The sequence below is a fragment of the Cupriavidus sp. MPR-AND1C genome (assembly GCF_058809705.1).
Genome location: NZ_JBXASU010000001.1, coordinates 15,674 through 33,262, shown reverse-complemented (window position 1 = coordinate 33,262; position 17,589 = coordinate 15,674). Strand labels below are relative to the sequence as shown.

At 68.0% G+C, this 17,589-nt stretch carries 17 protein-coding genes; 5 read left to right on the top strand and 12 right to left on the bottom strand.

All coding sequences use genetic code 11. The annotated features are described in order from the left end of the window. Window positions 1-13: 13 nt before the first annotated feature. From zigA to AC1RWI_RS00160, 3 genes are all read left to right on the top strand, one after another. On the top strand, window positions 14-1,309 hold the full coding sequence (gene zigA / locus AC1RWI_RS00170; RefSeq protein ID WP_043343004.1) for a zinc metallochaperone GTPase ZigA: 1,296 nt from the start codon (window positions 14-16) through the stop codon (window positions 1,307-1,309). After that, entirely contained in the window at window positions 1,299-1,766 is a 468-nt protein-coding gene (locus AC1RWI_RS00165) for a hypothetical protein (RefSeq protein ID WP_492863740.1), read from the top strand. The genes zigA and AC1RWI_RS00165 overlap by 11 nt, the downstream gene beginning before the upstream one ends. Before the next feature lie 168 nt (window positions 1,767-1,934). Beyond that, the gene (locus tag AC1RWI_RS00160; protein ID WP_492863738.1) at window positions 1,935-4,085 is read left to right on the top strand and encodes a TonB-dependent receptor; all 2,151 of its coding nucleotides are present in this window, start codon (window positions 1,935-1,937) and stop codon (window positions 4,083-4,085) included. 65 nt (window positions 4,086-4,150) lie between these two features. Here the strand turns inward: AC1RWI_RS00160 and AC1RWI_RS00155 are convergent, their stop codons facing one another. After that, window positions 4,151-4,774 (bottom strand): glutathione S-transferase family protein, encoded by a 624-nt coding sequence (locus AC1RWI_RS00155; protein ID WP_043343001.1) that lies wholly within the window; start codon window positions 4,772-4,774, stop codon window positions 4,151-4,153. Between the two features lie 283 nt (window positions 4,775-5,057). Between AC1RWI_RS00155 and AC1RWI_RS00150 the strand changes: the two genes are divergently transcribed. Then, on the top strand, window positions 5,058-6,644 hold the full coding sequence (locus tag AC1RWI_RS00150; RefSeq protein ID WP_492863735.1) for an ABC transporter substrate-binding protein: 1,587 nt from the start codon (window positions 5,058-5,060) through the stop codon (window positions 6,642-6,644). Between the two features lie 69 nt (window positions 6,645-6,713). Here AC1RWI_RS00150 and AC1RWI_RS00145 read toward each other — a convergent pair whose 3' ends face one another. Beyond that, a complete protein-coding gene (locus AC1RWI_RS00145; protein WP_492863733.1) occupies window positions 6,714-9,122 on the bottom strand; it encodes a hypothetical protein in 2,409 nt (802 codons plus the stop codon). 17 nt (window positions 9,123-9,139) lie between these two features. Beyond that, on the bottom strand, window positions 9,140-10,669 hold the full coding sequence (locus AC1RWI_RS00140; protein WP_492863731.1) for an SLC13 family permease: 1,530 nt from the start codon (window positions 10,667-10,669) through the stop codon (window positions 9,140-9,142). A 158-nt stretch (window positions 10,670-10,827) separates the two neighbouring features. Between AC1RWI_RS00140 and AC1RWI_RS00135 the strand changes: the two genes are divergently transcribed. Continuing rightward, window positions 10,828-11,565, top strand: a complete 738-nt coding sequence (locus tag AC1RWI_RS00135; protein WP_492863729.1) for a GntR family transcriptional regulator — start codon at window positions 10,828-10,830, stop codon at window positions 11,563-11,565. A gap of 10 nt (window positions 11,566-11,575) precedes the next feature. On the opposite strand, the gene AC1RWI_RS00130 is transcribed toward AC1RWI_RS00135, so the two are convergent. The 9 genes from AC1RWI_RS00130 to AC1RWI_RS00090 form a co-directional block, all read right to left on the bottom strand. Next, window positions 11,576-12,190 carry a GNAT family N-acetyltransferase gene (locus AC1RWI_RS00130; RefSeq protein WP_492863727.1) on the bottom strand — a complete coding sequence of 205 codons (615 nt, stop codon included), beginning with the start codon at window positions 12,188-12,190 and terminating at the stop codon, window positions 11,576-11,578. Between the two features lie 20 nt (window positions 12,191-12,210). Next, window positions 12,211-12,336: a hypothetical protein gene (locus AC1RWI_RS00125; RefSeq protein ID WP_492863725.1), complete on the bottom strand. Its 126-nt coding sequence runs from the start codon at window positions 12,334-12,336 to the stop codon at window positions 12,211-12,213. Beyond that, window positions 12,333-12,929: a GatB/YqeY domain-containing protein gene (locus AC1RWI_RS00120; protein WP_416050215.1), complete on the bottom strand. Its 597-nt coding sequence runs from the start codon at window positions 12,927-12,929 to the stop codon at window positions 12,333-12,335. Before AC1RWI_RS00120 ends, AC1RWI_RS00125 begins: the two co-directional genes overlap by 4 nt. Before the next feature lie 72 nt (window positions 12,930-13,001). After that, window positions 13,002-13,934, bottom strand: a complete 933-nt coding sequence (locus AC1RWI_RS00115) for an MBL fold metallo-hydrolase (protein ID WP_492863723.1) — start codon at window positions 13,932-13,934, stop codon at window positions 13,002-13,004. A 22-nt stretch (window positions 13,935-13,956) separates the two neighbouring features. Continuing rightward, the gene (locus AC1RWI_RS00110) at window positions 13,957-14,646 is read right to left on the bottom strand and encodes a 2-hydroxychromene-2-carboxylate isomerase (protein WP_043342982.1); all 690 of its coding nucleotides are present in this window, start codon (window positions 14,644-14,646) and stop codon (window positions 13,957-13,959) included. Window positions 14,647-14,658: 12 nt separating this feature from the next. Further along, window positions 14,659-14,928 (bottom strand): DUF1289 domain-containing protein, encoded by a 270-nt coding sequence (locus AC1RWI_RS00105; RefSeq protein ID WP_043342979.1) that lies wholly within the window; start codon window positions 14,926-14,928, stop codon window positions 14,659-14,661. A 60-nt stretch (window positions 14,929-14,988) separates the two neighbouring features. After that, window positions 14,989-15,546 (bottom strand): YbaK/EbsC family protein, encoded by a 558-nt coding sequence (locus AC1RWI_RS00100; RefSeq protein ID WP_492863721.1) that lies wholly within the window; start codon window positions 15,544-15,546, stop codon window positions 14,989-14,991. Between the two features lie 25 nt (window positions 15,547-15,571). Next, window positions 15,572-16,507, bottom strand: a complete 936-nt coding sequence (locus AC1RWI_RS00095) for a hydroxymethylglutaryl-CoA lyase (protein WP_492863719.1) — start codon at window positions 16,505-16,507, stop codon at window positions 15,572-15,574. Between the two features lie 118 nt (window positions 16,508-16,625). Beyond that, entirely contained in the window at window positions 16,626-17,567 is a 942-nt protein-coding gene (locus AC1RWI_RS00090) for a 2-hydroxyacid dehydrogenase (protein ID WP_043342975.1), read from the bottom strand. Window positions 17,568-17,589 lie beyond the last annotated feature (22 nt).

Genomic DNA, 17,589 nt, shown 5'->3' with positions numbered 1-17,589 from the left:
GCGACTCGATGCCATGGCCGATCGCCTGCCCGTCACCGTACTGTCCGGATTCCTCGGTGCCGGCAAGACAACCCTGCTCAATCATGTTCTGGCCAACCGCGAAGGCAAGCGGGTGGCCGTGATCGTCAACGACCTGGCCGACGTCAACATCGACGCCCGCCTGCTTGGCGATGGCATGCTGGCGCAGGCTGGAGAGCGCCTGATCGAGCTGACCAATGGCTGCATCTGCTGCACGCTGCGCGAGGACCTGCTGACCGAGATCGGCAAGCTGGCGCGCGAGGGCCGCTTCGATTACCTGCTGGTCGAATCGACCGGGGTCGCCGAGCCGCTGCCCATCGCGGAGACCTTCACCTTCGAGGATGAGCAAGGCGTGGCGCTGGACACCGTCGCTCGCCTGGATACGATGGTGACGGTAGTCGATGCCGCGCACTTCCTGCAAGACTTCAACGAAGCCGACTTCCTCCAGGACCGTGGCCAGGCGCGCGACGAGGACGACGACCGCACCGTGGTCGACCTACTGATCGAGCAGGTCGAGTTCTGCGACGTGATCGTGCTCAACAAGCTCGACCTCGTCAGCGAGGCTGAGCGCGAGCGCCTCGCCGGCATCCTGCATTCGCTCAACCCGCGCGCGGCCATCGTGCCAGCCAGCTTTGGCAAGGTGCCGCTGGAGAGCATCCTCGACACCGGCCGCTTTGACTTCGACGCCGCCGCCGCCGCCCCGGGCTGGCTGGCTGAACTGCGCGGCGAACACGTGCCGGAGAGCGAGGCCTACGGCATCGGCAGCTTCGTCTACCGCCGCCGCCGCCCCTTCCATCCGCAGCGCTTCGCCGACCTGATCCACACAGAGTGGCTGCGCGAGCATGGCAACGTGCTGCGCTCCAAGGGCTTCTTCTGGCTGGCCACGCGCATGCACGCAGCCGGCACCTGGGGCCAGGCAGGCGGCGTATGCCGCCACGGCGGCGCCGGCGCCTGGTGGGCGGCGCTGGATTCGTCCGAATGGCCGGAAGACGACGCAGGCCGCGCCGAGCTCGAAGCCGATATGACGGTGGATGGCAAACCCGCGCCCTTTGGCGACCGGCGCCAGGAACTGGTGCTGATCGGCCAGGACCTTGAGCGCCCCGCGCTCGAAGCGCTGCTGGACGCCTGCCTGCTGACCGATGCGGAAATGGCTGCCGGCCCGGATGCCTGGGCGCAGTACGCCGACCCGTTCCCGAGCTGGGACGACGGCCTGGACGATGACGGCCACGAGCATGGCGACGACTGTGGTTGCGATGACCACGGCCACGATCACGGCGGGCATGGCCACTGACACCGTGCGGCCCTGGCAGCGCCTGCAGCGCCGGCGCGAGCGCGGCCTCGGCCTGTGGCCGGCGCTCTGGCTGGCGCTGTGCCTGCTGCTGGCCCAGCATGCCGGGCTGACACACCGCATTCATCACGGCGGGCTGCTCAGCCCGACGCTGCAGGCTGCCGCCAGCAACGGCGAGGCTGCCCTGCCTGTTACCGGCGCCGACGACAACGAAACCCAGGTCACCGATAGCGCCCGGGCCGATCCCGACCTGCCGCTCTCGCTCAAGCTGGCAGGGCACTTCTGCGTCTTGTTCGACGGCGCCACGGTGGCCGCCAGCCATTGCGGCACGCCGGTCATGCCGGCGCTCACGCACCTGCAATCGCCCGTGCCGTTCAGCGTGGGCTGGCGCCGGCCCCACCTGCAACATCCCCAGCCTTTCCGCTCGCGCGCCCCTCCGGCCGTTCACGCTCTCGCCTGAACCCCGGGCCGCGGTTGCCCAAGCCGCCGCCCGCCGCCTGTCGCATCGCGCCGCGCTCCTGAACCTTGCTGCCCGCCGCCGTCCCGCGCATTTAGCGCCGGACGGCACGCGGCCGGCATCCGGACGCTGGCGCCACGCGCTCGAACGCATCCAAGAACAATGCGAGCCATGTCTTTTTGCCTCCAACGAACCAATGTCCTGCGGCGCACGCCGCTCGCCGCCGTGGCGGCCCTGATCGCCTCCGCCTCCGTTTCCACGGGCGTATTCGCGCAAAGCGCCCCGGCTGCATCGACGGCTCCGGCAGCCCCCTCCGCCCCGGCCACGCTGCGCGAGGTGGTCATCACGGCCAACCCGCTGGGCAGCGAGCTCACCGACCTGGTGGCGCCAGTCTCCACCCTCGGCGGCGATGCCCTTGCCGTGCGCCAGGGCAGCACGCTAGGCGACACCCTTGACAAGCTGCCGGGTGTGTCCTCCAGCCACTTCGGCCCGAATGCCAGCCGCCCGATCATCCGCGGCCTGGATGGCGACCGCATCAAGGTGCTGCAAAACGGCGGCACCACCGTCGACGCCTCCACCCTGTCCAACGACCACGCCGTGCCAATCGATCCGCTGGTGGCCGAGCGCATTGAAGTGGTGCGCGGCCCGGCCGCGCTGATGTACGGCGGCAACGCCATCGGCGGCGTGGTCAACGTGATCGACAACCGCATCCCGAAGGAGCCGATCCAGGGCGTCGGCGGCGCGGTGGACGCCAGCGCCACCGCCGGCGGCGACAGCGCGCGCAACGCCAGCGGCCTGCTCGAGGCCGGCAATGGCCAGATCGCCATCCATGCCGACGCCTTCGCCCGCAAGACCAGCGACCTGCGCATCCCCGGCTACGCGCGCAGCGCCAGCCTGCGCAACAGCCAGCCGCTGCCGGAAGGCGAGAGCAAGGCCTACGGCCGCCTGCCCAACAGCAACGCGCAGCAGTCGGGCGGCTCGCTGGGTGGCGCGTACACCTGGGCCGACGGCTTCGTCGGCGCCAATTACAGCGAGTACCACAACGAATACGGCACCCCTGCCGAAGACACCGTGCGGCTGCAGATGCACCAGCAACGCTTCGCGCTCGAGGGCGAAGCGCGCAACCTGGCCGGCAATACCGGCGGCTTCATCGAATCGGTCAAGGGCAAGTTCAGCTACACCGACTACGAGCACAAGGAGATCGAGTCCGGGCAGACCGGCACCATCTTCAAGAACAACGGCTGGGACGCGCGCTTCGAGGCCAGGCACGCGCGCATCGGCAGTATGACGGGCGTGATCGGCACCCAGTTTGGCTCCACCCGCTTCTCGGCGCTGGGCGAGGAAGCCTTCGTGCCGAGCACCGACACCGACAACGCCGCCCTGTTCGTCTTCGAGGAAATGCCCCTGAGCGCCGGCGGCGACCTCAAGCTCAACCTGGGCGGGCGCATCGACCACACCAGCGTGAAGGCGCAGGCCAACGGCAACGACCGGTTCTCCGACGCCAGCCGCAGCTTCAATGCCGGCAGCGCCTCCGCCGGTCTGCTCTACAAGCTGGCGCCGGCCTGGTCGCTGACCAGCAACCTGGCCTACACGGAACGCGCACCGACCTTCTACGAGCTGTACGCCAATGGCCCCCACGTGGCGACCGGTTCGTGGGAGCAAGGCGACCCCAACGCCAACAAGGAACGCGCAACCTCGCTGGACCTGGGCGTGCGCTTCAAGTCGGGCCCGCACAGCGCCGGCCTGTCGGGCTACTACAGCCGCTTCGCGAACTACCTGGCGCTTACCAACACCGGCACCGCGCGCGACGCGCAAGGCGATTTCCTCGCGCCCGGCAGCGCCGGCGCATTGCCCGTGATGCAATACATGGGTGTGCCCGCCACGCTGTACGGCTTCGAGGCCGAAGGCCGCGCACGCGTGTGGCAGAAGCTGCTGACCGGCAGCGACACGGTGGACCTGGAGGCCCGCGCGGACTACGTGCGCGGCGAGAACCGCAACACCGGCGAGCCGCTGCCGCGCCTGTCTCCGCTGCGCCTGGGTGGCGCGGTGGTGTACGGCGCCGGGCCGTGGGGCGCACGCGCGGACGTGACCTACGCCGCCCGCCAGACGCGCGTGCCATCCAATGACACGCCCACCGATGCCTACACCTTGCTTGGCGTGTCCATCACGTACAAGTTCAAGATGGCGGGCACCCAGACGCTGGTCTACCTGCGCGGCGACAACCTGACCAACCAGGACGCCCGCAGCGCCACCTCGATCCTGCGCGACATCGCGCCGCTGGCAGGACGCAGCGTCAAGCTGGGCGTGCGCACGACGTTCTGAGCCTCTGCGCAACCGGCAAGAAACGGGGCAACAAACGGGGCGCGTGTTGCGCCCCGTTTCCTGACTCAGGCAATGCCGTTGCGCCCATGGCGCGCAAACCCTTCCCGCGCGCCAAGGCGCTCAAAGTACTCCGCCACCGCCGGATAGTCGGGATGCGGCAACGGCGTGGCATACCACCGGTTTACCGACAAGCCGATCGGGATATCCGCGAGCGTGAAGTGCTCGCCCGCGACATAGCCGCCCGTCACCGCGAGTTGACGCTCGAGGATGCCGATATGCCGCGACCAGCTGGCAATGGACGCCGCGATCTCCCGCTCATCCCGATGCAAAGGCGATTGCCTGACCAGCGCCATGAACGCGTAGCGCCACGCATTGTTCAGCTCCGTCGCCTGCCAGTCCATCCATTGGTCCACCCGCGCGCGCTCGCGCGCCGCAACCGGGTAGATGGCGCCATCGCCATACTGCGACGCCAGGTAGCGGATGATGGAGTTCGACTCCCACAGCACAAAGCCGTCGTCGTCGATCACAGGCACCATCGCGTTCGGATTGAGCGCGAGAAACGCCGCCGTATCGGTCGCGCGATAGCCCGAGCCCCAGTCCTCGCGCACGAACGGCAAGCCGAGTTCGTCGCAGCACCAGAGCACCTTGCGGACATTGATGGAGGAGGCCTTTCCGAGGATCTTCAGCATGGGCGGGGAGGCGCGCGTGGCGCAAAGAGAATGGCTTCCAATATAAAGCCGGACTGTCAGGCCGCACAGGCACAGTTGCGCCGGTTTGCGGCCTAACAGTTGCCAATTGACAGTTGGAAGTTTGTGCCACGCGGCAGGGCAAGCACCCCGCAAAACCGCACACCCGCTGTGCACGGCAGCCTCGCCCCGGTGCATCCGGCGCCGCGGGTCTGCCCGCCTTGACATGGATGTCTGCATCTCCTGACAATGCCTGCACCGCATCTTGCCTACCAGGGACCCATCGATGACGATCATCCGCCGCGCCCTTGGCGCCGCAGCACTTGCCACGAGCCTAGCCTGCGCCGCACTCGCCCCAGCCGCCGTGGCTGCCAGCCTCACCATCGGCATGTCGGGGGACATCACCTCGCTGGACCCGCACTATCACAACGTCACGCCCAACGCGAACGTGGCCGAGCATATGTTCGAGGCCCTGATAGCCAAGGACGAGAAGATGCGCTTCAAGCCCGCGCTGGCGCTCTCGTGGAAGCCGGTCGACGACACCACCTGGGAAATCAAGCTGCGCCCCGGCGTGAAGTTCCACGACGGCGGCGAGTTCACCTCGGCCGACGTGGTCTACTCGCTGAACCGCCCCGCCACGGTCAAGAACAGCCCATCGCCGTACACCATCTACACCAAGGGCTTCAAGGACATCACCGCGGTCGACAAGCTGACCGTGCGCATCACCACCCACGGCCCTTACCCGCTGGTGCCCAATGACCTCTCCACCATCTACATGCTGTCGAAGAAGGTCGCGGAGAACGCCAGCGGCGACGACTTCAACAGCGGCCGCGCGATGGTCGGCACCGGCCCGTACAAGTTCGTCAGCTTCCGCAAGGGCGACCGCATCGAGCTGACGCGCAACGACAGCTACTGGGGCAACAAGCCGGAGTGGGACACCGTATCGCTGCGCATCCTCACCAACGACGCGCCGCGTGTGGCGGCGCTGCTGGCCGGCGACGTGCAGGTCATCGAGAACGTGCCCACCTCGGATATCCGCAAGCTCTCCGCTGATCCCAGCGTGAGCGTGTTCAAGGTGCCGACCTTCCGCATGATGTACCTGCACCTGGACAGCAACCGCGACGTCACGCCCTTCGTCACCGACAAGGCCGGCAAGCCGCTCGCCAGGAACCCGCTCAAGGATGCGCGCGTGCGCGCCGCCATCTCGCACGCCATCTCGCGCCAGGCCATCGTCGAGCGCGTGATGGAAGGCGCTGCCGAGCCCACCGGGCAGCTCGTGAACTCCACGTTGTTCGGCCATGTGCCGGGCCTCAAGCCCGACACCTTCGACGCCGCAGGCGCCAAGAAGCTGCTGGCGGACGCGGGCTATCCCGACGGCTTCGCGCTCACGCTGCACGCGCCCAACAACCGCTACGTCAACGACGAACAAGTCGCGCAGGCGATTGCCTCCATGCTCGCGCGCATCGGCATCCAGACCCGGGTTGAAGCCATGCCGTCCGCCACCTTCTTCACGCGCGCCAACAAGCTGGAGTTCTCCTTCATGCTCGCCGGCTGGGGCGCGGACACGGGCGAGGCCGGCTCGTCGTTGAAGTCGCTGCTGGCCACCTACGATCCGGCCAAGGGCTGGGGCGCATCCAATCGCGGCCGCTATAGCAACCCGGCGCTGGATGCCAAGCTGGCCACGGCGCTGACCACCATCGACGATCGCGCGCGCGAGAAGTTGCTGCAGGACGCGACCGAGATCGGGATCAAGGACTACGGCGTGATCCCGCTGTATTTCCAGATCAACGTATGGGCGGCGAAGAAGGGGTACAAGGTGGTGCCGCGCCAGGATGAGCGCACCTACGCATTCGCCATCACCAAAGGCTCCTGAACGTTAGCCCGTCACCGCGATGACCGGCGCGCCAGCGCGCCGGTCATCGCCATCGCCGCGCGCCATGCCTCACGCGAAGGTGATGAACTGCGCCGACGACCACACCTTGCCGTCGTCTCTTTCCCGGCCATGAAAGTACACCGGGCGGTGGCCATGGGGCCCGTTCACCGGCTCGACGTCGACCACGCCGCTCACGTCCACCGGCAATGCCTTGTCGGTGAGCCGCTCCAGCGCGATAAACAGTTCCGTGCCGCCCAGCTCCAGCCGCAGGCCGTCATTGGCGAGCAGTTCGGCGCCGCTGACCTCCCAGCGAAAATCCGGCGCATGGGCGAAGGGATTGCGCTGCAGCGGATCTCCCACCTTGATGAAGCTGTCGATGTGCCCTTCGATCACGATGCGCGCGGCAGCAAGGTTGCTCACGTCGATTTCCACGCTGTCCGCATCGCCATAGGTATCGCTGCGAAAGCCGATGTCGGTCGCGCCTTCGCGCCAGCAGGCTTCTTCCTGATGCTCGAAGCCGTGCCCGCCGAAGCGGTTGATCGTGCCATTGAGAATGCGGATGCGGCCTTGCCAGGCGGCCCAGCGATAGCGGTCGCGGATCCGCGCGCCGCCCCAGCGCACGCGGATCAGGCGCTCGGAAAAGCCCGCCTCCCGATGCAGGTTGCGCTCCCAGATCAAGCCATTGTGATCGTAGGCTGCCAGGTACTCCCAGCCGGTCTGGCCGAGGAAGCGGTAGTCGAGCCGGGCCGGGCCGCCATGCGAGGCCGGCAGCGAGAACGCATCGCCCTGCACGAAGTCGCCGCAGCGTACCAGCAGCGCCGTGTGCTCGCCGGTGCTGGCCCAGGTGTGGCGTGCGCGCAGGGCACGGCCGATCGCCTGCCGGTCCAGCCGCTCGGCCAGCACGCCGGTCAGCCCGCCGCGCACGCCGAACACCTGCACGCCGGGCGGCCCGCCGCCGGGGCGGCCACGGTGCTCGTCGCCGCTGGCTGCCACGCCCAGCTGGTAGCCGCGCGCCATCACATCGCGGTATAGCCAGTCGAAATGCCCCCAGCTGGAAGCGATCTCCACCAGCCGCTCCAGCTCGGGATGATGCCAGTCCGGGATGTAGCGCCGCCCGCCCACGTGCGGCATGATCAGGTGCTGCTCGGGCGCGCCGACATAGGCGTCCCATAGCTCCTCGACCGGCCAGCGCCCCAACTCGGCCGCCGTGCCCTTCATGTCCTCGTTCCAGACCAGCGTGCGATTGTGTTCGCCGCGGGCGTTGTAGGGAAAATCCGGCGCGCCGTCGCCGAGGAACACGACGTTGTGATCCCCGCCGGCCGTGGAGCTGCCGCACCACTCCTGCACCGGGTAAGCGACAAAGCGGCCGGGCTCGTTGAAGGTTTCCACGGCTTGCAGCCCGAGCTGCCAGTTGGCATCGGTGATCTGGAAATCGTTGACGGTGTAGCCGAACACATCGATGCCGCCCACGTCGCGCGCATAGGCCACGTTATAGGCCGGGCTATTGGTGCCGACCGTGTCGTGCGCATGCACATGCAAGTCGGCGTAAAAGGCGCGCGGCGCATCGGCTGCGTCGAAGACCGTCAGCCACACCGAGCCCTTGGCAACGCGGGGCGCCTCCGTCAGGGAAGCTTCCAGGCGCAGCGTGCCGGCGCTGGCCGGCAGGTCGTCGATGCCCACCGATGCCCAGCCCGCCTGGGGCACGGGATAGTCGCGCTGGTGGACAAGCTCGTTGCCTTGCCACGCGGCAAGGCGTATCGAGCCGCCCGCCGCGGCGCAGATATTGCCCCACCTGTCCATCAGCGAAGCCCTGAGCGGCAACGGCATGCCCGGCCGGGCAAAGCGCGGCGCCTGCAGCAGGACCTGCGCCGGCTGCCCGGCGCGGATGTCGATCACCGCATCACCCGGCACCGCCACGAAGCGCGAAGTGCCTAGCGGGTCCACATAGAGCCGGAAGCGAAAGCTGTCTTCGATAAAGGTCTGCACGCGCGTGCCGGGCCCGCCGCGGCGCCGGTCGCCAAGGCGGATCAGGATGTGATCGCCGGCATTCAGGTAACCATCGACGACATCGACGATGATCGCTTTCTGGAACGGGCGCTCATGCCCCTTTTGCTCGAAGCGCACGTTGAGCGATTGCACGCTCGCGGGGCTCTGGCCAGGCACAAGCGGCGCGGCCTGGTATTCGGCGCTGATGTAGTTGGCGCCGCCCGGGTCGGTGGTCTGGAACAGCGCCCAGTCGGAGTAGAACTTGAATGTCGCCTTGAGCCAAGCGCCATCCGCCACGCCGCAGGCACCGACCTCGTAGTCGAGGATGATCTCGGCCCATTCGCCCGCTTCCAGCCGGCTCACGGAGCAGCTCACCCGGCCGGCGAACGGCAGCGCCTTGTTCTGCTCATACAGGCCGGCGGGCGCTTGATGCGTGCCCAGGCGCTCGCGCAGCGCGGCGTAGCGCGCGGCCAGTGTTGTCTTGTCGGTCATTGGGGGGAACTCCGATGTCAATGAAATGGCCACGGCGCGCTGGCATCCCACACCGGGATGCCCAGGTAGGCATACCAGGGCGCCATGACCAGCAGGCCATAGGCAATGCCGATCAGCACCGACACCACGCCCACGCGGGCGTAGTCCGCCGTGGTGAAGGTGCCGCTGCTATAGGCCACCACGGCTGCGGTGATCTGCGTGGGCAAGATGTAGGCGAAGCTGTCGCTGTCGCACACCAGCAAGGTGAATGCGGCGGGATGCAGCCCGAGCTTGGGTGCCAGCGCCAGCATGATCGGCGCGATCATCGTCACGGCGGCCACGTTGGACAGCATGGCCAGGCGCGCCACGTGCGTGCCAAGCATGACGATCAGCAACGCCAGCCACCACGGATGGCCCGCCGCGAAACGGTACAGCCAGTCGGCCACCCACGGCGCCAGGCCGGTCTCGCCAATCGCGGAGGACAGGCTCAGCGCGCCGGCCAGCAGGAAGAACGTGCCCCAGATCGTGCGGGCCTGGATGTCCCTCCAGCCCAGTCCCGTCACCCCGGGCACGAACAGCGCCGCCAGCCCGAGCAAGGCCACGATCTCGGAAGGCAGGCCATGCCACGACTCGGTCGCCCACAGCACAGCCACCACGGCAAACACCGCCAGGATCGCCCTGGATTGCACACCTGCCGGCGGCAACGCGGCACGCTCGGCGGCAATCGCCGCCTGGCCGCCAGGCAGCCGGACCGCGCGCGACTTGAAGTAGGACTGCACCCACAGCTGGGTCAGCACGAACATGCCCAGGTACGGCCATTGCAACTTGAACCAGTCGAGATAGGAGATGTGCAGGCCGAGGTTCTTCTGCAGCAAGCCGACGATCACCATATTGGGCAGGTGCGCGGTGAGAATGCACATGCCGCTGATCATCGAGCCATACACCAGCGACTGAATCACGATGGCCTTCTTCGCGCTGCGCTCACGCGGCGAGTCGCCGAACAGGCCCACAATGCCGTTGACCACCGGCAGCAACGTAGCCGCGCGCGCATTGGCCGCCGGCACGAGAAAGCCCAGCACGAAGTTGACCACGAACATCACCCAGATCACGCCATTGGCGGTACGCGTCTTCAGCTTGTCGAGCAGGAACAAGGCGATCCGCCGGTCCAGCCCGGCCGTCTGCATGATGGCCGAGAAGATGAACGCCGCCAGGCACAGGAACACCACGGGCGTGGCAAAGCCGCTGGCCGCCTTGGAGAACGGCGTCACCGCATGCGCCAGCACCAGCAAGGCGGGGATCAGCATGCCGCTCACGCCGACCGGCACGGCCTCGCTCATCCAGACCAGGCTCGCCCAGGCCACCACCGCCAGCGTGGCGCGGCCCGCGGGCGGCAAGCCCTCCGGCTGCGGGAGCACGAACAGGATGGCGAAGAAGGCGATCCACGCGGCCACGAAACCCAGCTGCGCTTTGCGCAATGGACCCGGCCGGAACCAGGCCGGCGGCTTGTGCAGGTATGCTAGCCAACCGGCGCGCGAATGCGCCGATGGCGGGTTGAGGGGAGAGTTCACTGCGGCTCCTTGGCGGTTTCCCGATACGCACGTCAGACGCCGCACTGGTCAGTCCGGCCTTGGAGGGCAATAATACGTTTTAATACAAGATGTCCAACGAAGGCATTGGCATATTGTTATGCTGTTTTTTACAAGCCTTTGATACAACAGGGTTTTACATGAGTGTTGCGCGTGAGAACGCCATTTCACTGTACGAGCAGATCGCAGATTTGTTGCGCGAAGAAATCCAGAAGCGGCGTTTCGACCCGTCCGGAAAACTGCCTTCCGAGGCCGAACTGGGCGAGCGCTTCGGGGTGAGCCGGGTCACGGTGCGCCTCGCGATCACGCGGCTGGTTGATGCCGGACTGGTCGAGCGCAAGCAAGGCAAAGGCACCTTCGTGGTCGACAAGCGGCTGCGCCATGGCCTGGATACGCTGCGCGGCTTCTACGATTCGCTGGTGCTGCAGGGACACGCGCCGGAGATGCAACTGGTCGCGCTGGAGCGGGTCGCCGTGCCGGCCCGGTTGCGCGGTATCTTTCCCGCCGCGCTCGGCCACTGCATCGCCTTGCACCGCCTGCATCGTCTCGATGGCGAGCCGATTGCGCTCGCCGAGACCCATATTGCCTGCGATGCCACGCCGGGCTGGGAAGATGCCGAGCGCAATCCGTCCTACACCTTGATCGGCCAGTTGCTGGGCGTGCCGGTCGACCGGGCCGACCTCGTCATCCGCGCGCGCTCGGCCGGCCAGCACCTGGCGGGCGTGCTGCAGACCTCGCGCACGCATCCGCTGCTGGAACTGGAACGCACGTCGTTCCTCGCGGATGGCGAGGTTTGCGAGCACACGCTGTTTTCCATACGGTCGGAGCGCTATGAGTTCGCGCTCAATAGCGCGGGGGGCGTGCGGGTGCCGGCGTAAATGGCTCCGTTCATCTCGCCTCCCCCTTGTCTGGATCCGTGCCCGTGCCCGTGCCCGTGTTCTTATCCCTGGACGGGCCGGCATTGTCGTACCACGGCGGCACCAGCGAGTACATCGCCGCCGAGCACGGCACGCCGTGCAGCACCAGCCGGTTGCGGGCGATGCATTCGAACTGCGCGCCGATCTTCTGCGCCACGGCGCGGCTGACCATATTGTGCTCGGCGGCGACCACTTCCAGGCGCGTCAGCCCGAGGCGGTGAAAGGCATAGCATGCCATCAGCTCTGCCGCGCGCGTGCCCAATCCCTGCCGCTGCCGGCTCTGGCGGATCCAGTAGCCGAGATTGCCGAAGTTGTAGTCGCGGTTGATCTGGTTGATGGACACGCCGCCATACAGCTGCCTGCCGTCGGGCGCGAATACGCCGATGTCGTAGGCCTCGCCGATGGCCATGCTCTGCGTGCACAGGTCGACCCAGTTCTCGGCATCGCGCACGCTATAGCCCGCGTGGCACCACGGCAGCCATTTGCCTACGGTATCGAGCGATTCGTGCACGGCCGCCACGAACTGGGGCACGTCGGGATAGCGGAAGGGGCGAAGGAGGAAGCCTTGGCCGTGAAGGGCTTGCATGGTGCGTCCTTGGGACTCGGTCAGCGCGGGAACTTGCCGGCGCTGGCCTCTGGCGGCGTAGCCGGCTCCGTCTGCATATTCATGTCGCGGTCCGGGATATCGGGGCAAATGACCTGCTTGCCGGCCAGAGGCGCGCTCGGCCTCATCTCGGCCTCATGGCCTCGCCGATCAGCAGCCTGGCCTGCACGCGCGCATGCAGCAGCGCCATGTCGGCATGGCGCAGGCTCGGGTGGCGGCTCAGCGCGGCCATCACCTTGCCGGACTGCTGGATCGAGCCAGCGCCGGCCTCGGCGGCGGCGCGGTCGATCAGCGCGTCGATCTCAGCGTCGGACAAGGGACGGGCAATGCGGGCGGCCAGGCTCAATGCCGTGTCGTCGAAGCGGGCGCCGTCGTCGAAATGAATGCGGCCCTCGATCCGCACCGGCAAGCCGTGCGGGTCGAGCTTGCCGAAGCACAATTCGCGGATGTCGACCGCGTGGTGGCGGCCGTCGAAGTAGAGCGAGCCGTCGATGTAGCCGGGCTCCGGGTTGAGCGGGAACACGAGGCGCCTGCCGGCCAGTTGTTCCAGGCTGTAGGTAGGCAGGTTCATGCCGTCGAGCCGGATCGCCGTGCGCACCGGCTCGCCGCCGAGCACGAACGGCGCCAGCTCGATCTCGAGGTCGGCGCCATGCGCGTGGATCGTGGAAGGAGAGAGATGCGCGACCAGGGGGTGAAGCAGTGCGACGGGAAAGGCAGGCATCGACAGTTTCCTCGCAAAGGGTCAGGGACTGGCGCCAGGGCATGGTGGCGCCCGCGTTACCGGTGTTACCGCTCAATCCCGGTTGTACACCTCGGCGCCTTCCAGCGCCAGCGCACCGGCGGCGGCCAGCGACGCCAGGATCCGGTCAAGCAGGGCCGACAAGTCCTGCGCGGGCATGAAGCGCGCATGGATGCGCTGCATCAGCGGCGCCTGCGCCATCCACGCCAGCAGCGCGTCGCGTCGCATGCGCTGTTGCTCCAGCAGCTTGAACTTCACCAGCACCTTGATGGCATGCGTGGCGTTGCGCCCGGCATCGGCGCTGAGGTAAGCCAGCCGCCCGTCAGCAATGTCAAGCGCGGCCGCCACGTTGGTGAAGGGCCGCCCGTGGCCAGGAATCACCACGCGCACATCCAGCGTGGCGATGCGCGCCAGCACGGCCGCCTGCTCGGCAAAGCCGCTCTCGCCGTCGAGTTCCGGGAAGATCACGCCAAAGCCGTTTTCCCACAGGGCATCGCCCGAGATCAGGATGCCCTCCTGAGGGGCGAACAGCATCACGGCATGGGGATCGTGGCCGGGCGCGCCCACCACCTGCCAGTCCAGCCCGCCCAGGCGCAAGGTGTCGCCGTCCTGCACCACGCCATCGAAGCTGAAGCGGTCGCACTGCTGGCCGGTGGCGCGGTAGCTGAGGGCGTCCACGTCCCACGTGCGCACCGCCTCGGCCTGCGCGGCGGGGATCAGCGTGCGCGGCCGCCAGCGGCGCTGCAGCGTGGCGTTGCCGCCGCAGTGGTCGGAGTGCAGGTGCGTGTTCACCACGCGCCGCAGCGCCCGCCCGCCGAGGCCGGCCTCGACCAGCGCCAGCGTCTGTGGCGCATGCGTGACGTAGCCGGAATCGACCAGCGCGGTGTCATCGCCATCGACAAACAGGATGTTGTTGGCGGATAGCCAGCCGCGCTCGAAAACGCGCATGGTGCCGGGCAGGGTGGGAGACGTGTAGGTGGTTGGCATCGGTGTGTAGGCAGTCGGCTGATCAGCGGCCGCGGGCCGCTGGGTTGCCCGCTGGCGCATCGGCGCGCCCCGCGCCAACTGGCAATGCGGCGGCGGCACGGAATGCGTCCGAGGCAAAGAAAGGATCCTGGGCAAGCCGCGCGGTGAGCATGTCGAGCGCATCCAGGCCCCAGAACAACAGCCCCTCGGCATCCCCTTGCAGCGCAGCGGTAGGTACGCCGAATACGCCGCGCGCCAGCGCTTCATCCCCGTTTTCCCGCAGGCGCGCCTTGACCGCATCTTGCGCCAGCGCAGCGGTGGGTACGCCCAGCGCACCGCACAACGCGTCGAACTCGGCCTGCTGCCGAGGCACGTGGCCTTGCTGCCAGACGAAGCGGAAAACCGGTGCCAGCGTGGCGTGCGAGAGCCGGCCTTCGAGCTCCAGCGCGACCGCCAGGCGCAGCAAGGGCAGCGGATTGAACGGGTGCACGGCGGGCATGGCGAGCGGCGTGCCGTCGCGGTGCGCGATCCAGGCAACGTGCTCGAAGGTAAAGCGACGCTTGGGCGCGATCTCGGCCGGACCGACGTTGCCCCAATGGCGCAGCAGCCCGGCAAACAGCAGCGGCACGTAGCGCACCGAAACATCGGCTGGCAAGGCCCGGGGCAAGCGCTCGAACGCCAGGTAGGCGAACGGCGAGATCGGGTCGAAGTACCAGTCGATGGCGTTTGTCATGGCCGGGTCACGCTATGTTGTGGGTGGGATGCATCCTGGCGCTGCCCTTGCAGCCAACGCCGCGGCGCGCTGCGCCAGCAGCAGCCAGATCCTGCGCCGCCCGGCCTCGTCGCTGCCTGACCATGCGGCGATCTCGTCGATGGTGCGCAGGCAGCCTTCGCAATAGCCGCTCGCGGCGTCCATGCGGCACACGTTGCGGCACGGCGACGGCACGGGCTGCGCGCGCTGGGCGGCCTGCGCGCCGCGCGTGAGCTCGGCGGCGAGGCGGGTGGCTTGCGACATCGCCTCAGCCCTCGCCCGGGATGCCGCGCATGACGCGCATGACGCGTACAAGCAGCGGCTTCATGCGGACTGGCGCTGCGCCACGTCGGCCACCTCGGCCCCGGTCATGCGCTGCAGCTCCTGGGGCGTGAGGTTGAACACCGCGTGCGGATGGCCGGCGGCGGCCCACAGGCTGTCGTAGCGGAACAGGTCGCTGTCAAGCAGCATGACGGGCGCCACCGCATGGCCGATAGGACAGACGCCGCCAATGGCGTAGCCGGTTTTCTCGCGCACGAACCTGGCATCGGCCTTGCCGAGCGGGCCCACCACGGCGGCGACCTTGGCTTCGTCGACGCGGTTGCTGCCGCTGGCGATCACCAGCACCGGCGCGTCGTCGGCGACGCGGCGAAAGATGATGGACTTGGCGATCTCGGCCACCGAACAGCCGAGGCCGGCCGCCGCCTCGGCCGAGGTCTTGCCGGTGGCGGGCAGCATGACCACGGGCTTGTCATGGCCAAGGCCGGCCAGCAGGCCAGCCACGCGCTGCGCCGCTTCGGGCAGCGCAGCGTTGTCGTTGGCGTTATCGTTGGCGTTATCGTTGGCGTTATCGTTGGCGTTGTCGGGAGAGTGAGCGTTCATATCGATAGCGTTCGGATGAAAGGCCTTATACGCAGGCAGGCGCAGCGTCCGCGGCGGCGCCCCACTTGGTCAGCAGCGCGCGTCCCACGCGCGAGCTGTTGGCGCGGCCGATCGACTGCGAGATGAAGTCGCCCGCGCGCACCACCTGCTCCAGGTCCACGCCGGTATGGATGCCCATGCCGTGCAGCATGTACAGCACGTCTTCGGTGGCTACGTTGCCGGTGGCGCCCTTGGCGTAAGGACAGCCGCCGAGGCCTGCCACCGAGGCGTGGAAGATCGAGATGCCGACCTGCAGGCTGGCCAGGATATTGGACAGCGCCTGGCCGTAGGTATCGTGGAAATGGCCGGAGAGCCGGTCGATGGGGAATTCGGCTGCCACCGCGCGCATCACCTCCTGCACCCGGCCCGGCGTGCCCACGCCGATGGTGTCGGCGATGTCGATCTCGTCGCAGCCGAGATCGCGCATGCGGCGCACTACGTCCACCACCGCGTGCACCGGCACCTCGCCCTGGTAGGGGCAGCCCAGCGCGCAGGAGATGCTGGCACGCAGGCGCAGGCCTTTTTCCTTGGCGGCGGCGGCAACAGGCGCGAAGCGCTCGATGGATTCGGCGATGGAGCAGTTGATGTTCTTTTGCGAGAACGCCTCGCTGGCGGCGCCGAAGATCACGACCTCGTCCGCGGACGCGGCCACCGCGCCCTCGAAGCCCTTCATATTGGGCGTGAGCACGGAGTACAGCGTGCCCGGCCGGCGCTGGATGCGCGCCATCACGTCGGCGCCATCGGCCATCTGCGGCACCCATTTGGGCGAGACGAAGGAAGCGGCTTCGATATTGACGAAGCCGGCGTCGCTGAGGCGGTTGATCAGGTCCACCTTGACCTCGGTCGGCACCATGGCCTTCTCATTTTGCAGGCCGTCGCGCGGGCCGACTTCTACGACTTTTACATAGTGTGGCAGGGTCATGATGTCTCCTCGCTGTCTGGTATCGGGGCGCGCGTCTTGCCGCGCGCGCCATTCAACTAATGTGCGGACATTGGGCCCGGGCTCCCGGCGGCTCGTTCCGCCCCGGCGCCCGGCTTGCTCAATAGCCGCGTTGCAGGTCGACCACGCCGGCGATCGGCTGGCCCGCGCCCAGCGCGCGGATCTTGGCCGCGATCTGGGCGACGCTGTCTTCGCGCAGCGTCAGTGCCGCGATATGCGGCGTGATGGTGATGCGCGGCTCGGCCCAGAACGGATGCCCGGCGGGCAGCGGCTCGGTGCGGAACACGTCGAGCGTGGCGCCGGCGACCTGGCCCGACTGCACGGCGGCCAGCAGGTCTTGCTCGACCAGGTGCGGGCCGCGCGCCACGTTGACCAGGTAGGCCCCCTTGGCGAGCTTGCCCAGCAGGCCGGCATCCAGGATGTTTTCGGTTTCCGGCGTGAGCGGCAGCACGTTGACCAGCACGCGCAGGCCATCCAGGAACGGCGCCTGGCCAGCCTCGCCGGCAAAGCCCTGCACCCCTTCGATATCGCGCGCCGTGCGGCTCCAGCCGCGCACCGGAAAGCCGAAGCCGGCCAGCGCCTGCGCGATCTGCGCGCCGAGCGTGCCAACGCCCATCACGCCCACGGTGAAATCGGCGCGGCGATGCGGCTTGAGAAAACGCCAGGTGCCGGCCTGCTGGGCCAGCGCGTACTCGTCCAGGCGGCGAAAATAGCGCAGTACCGCGTGTGTCACGTAATCGATCATCTGCGCGGCCATGCCGGCATCGTCCAGGCGCACGATGGGCACGCCGGCCGGCAGCGCATCCGGGTCGGTGTCGCGCAGGCTCAGGATGCCGTCGACGCCGGCGCCCAGGTTGAACACGGCTTTCAGGTCGGTGCGCCCGCGCAGCATCTCGAGCGGCGGGCGCCACACCACGGCGTAGTCGACCTGCTCGTTCCTGCTGTCTTCCCAGGTCAGGCATTGCGCTTCGGGCAGGGCCTCGGCAAAGCCGTCGATCCAGGGCTGGTAACGGCCATCCGGTACATACAACTGCAACTTCATCTCATCTCCACTCTGGTCTTCT

Coding starts and splice junctions, on each gene's coding strand:
- zigA (WP_043343004.1), top strand. CDS start 14: ATGGCCGATCGCCTGCCCGTCACCGTACTGTCCGGATTCCTCGGTGCC.
- AC1RWI_RS00165 (WP_492863740.1), top strand. CDS start 1,299: ATGGCCACTGACACCGTGCGGCCCTGGCAGCGCCTGCAGCGCCGGCGC.
- AC1RWI_RS00160 (WP_492863738.1), top strand. CDS start 1,935: ATGTCTTTTTGCCTCCAACGAACCAATGTCCTGCGGCGCACGCCGCTC.
- AC1RWI_RS00155 (WP_043343001.1), bottom strand. CDS start 4,774: ATGCTGAAGATCCTCGGAAAGGCCTCCTCCATCAATGTCCGCAAGGTG.
- AC1RWI_RS00150 (WP_492863735.1), top strand. CDS start 5,058: ATGACGATCATCCGCCGCGCCCTTGGCGCCGCAGCACTTGCCACGAGC.
- AC1RWI_RS00145 (WP_492863733.1), bottom strand. CDS start 9,122: ATGACCGACAAGACAACACTGGCCGCGCGCTACGCCGCGCTGCGCGAG.
- AC1RWI_RS00135 (WP_492863729.1), top strand. CDS start 10,828: ATGAGTGTTGCGCGTGAGAACGCCATTTCACTGTACGAGCAGATCGCA.
- AC1RWI_RS00130 (WP_492863727.1), bottom strand. CDS start 12,190: ATGCAAGCCCTTCACGGCCAAGGCTTCCTCCTTCGCCCCTTCCGCTAT.
- AC1RWI_RS00125 (WP_492863725.1), bottom strand. CDS start 12,336: ATGAGGCCGAGCGCGCCTCTGGCCGGCAAGCAGGTCATTTGCCCCGAT.
- AC1RWI_RS00120 (WP_416050215.1), bottom strand. CDS start 12,929: ATGCCTGCCTTTCCCGTCGCACTGCTTCACCCCCTGGTCGCGCATCTC.
- AC1RWI_RS00115 (WP_492863723.1), bottom strand. CDS start 13,934: ATGCCAACCACCTACACGTCTCCCACCCTGCCCGGCACCATGCGCGTT.
- AC1RWI_RS00110 (WP_043342982.1), bottom strand. CDS start 14,646: ATGACAAACGCCATCGACTGGTACTTCGACCCGATCTCGCCGTTCGCC.
- AC1RWI_RS00105 (WP_043342979.1), bottom strand. CDS start 14,928: ATGTCGCAAGCCACCCGCCTCGCCGCCGAGCTCACGCGCGGCGCGCAG.
- AC1RWI_RS00100 (WP_492863721.1), bottom strand. CDS start 15,546: ATGAACGCTCACTCTCCCGACAACGCCAACGATAACGCCAACGATAAC.
- AC1RWI_RS00095 (WP_492863719.1), bottom strand. CDS start 16,507: ATGACCCTGCCACACTATGTAAAAGTCGTAGAAGTCGGCCCGCGCGAC.
- AC1RWI_RS00090 (WP_043342975.1), bottom strand. CDS start 17,567: ATGAAGTTGCAGTTGTATGTACCGGATGGCCGTTACCAGCCCTGGATC.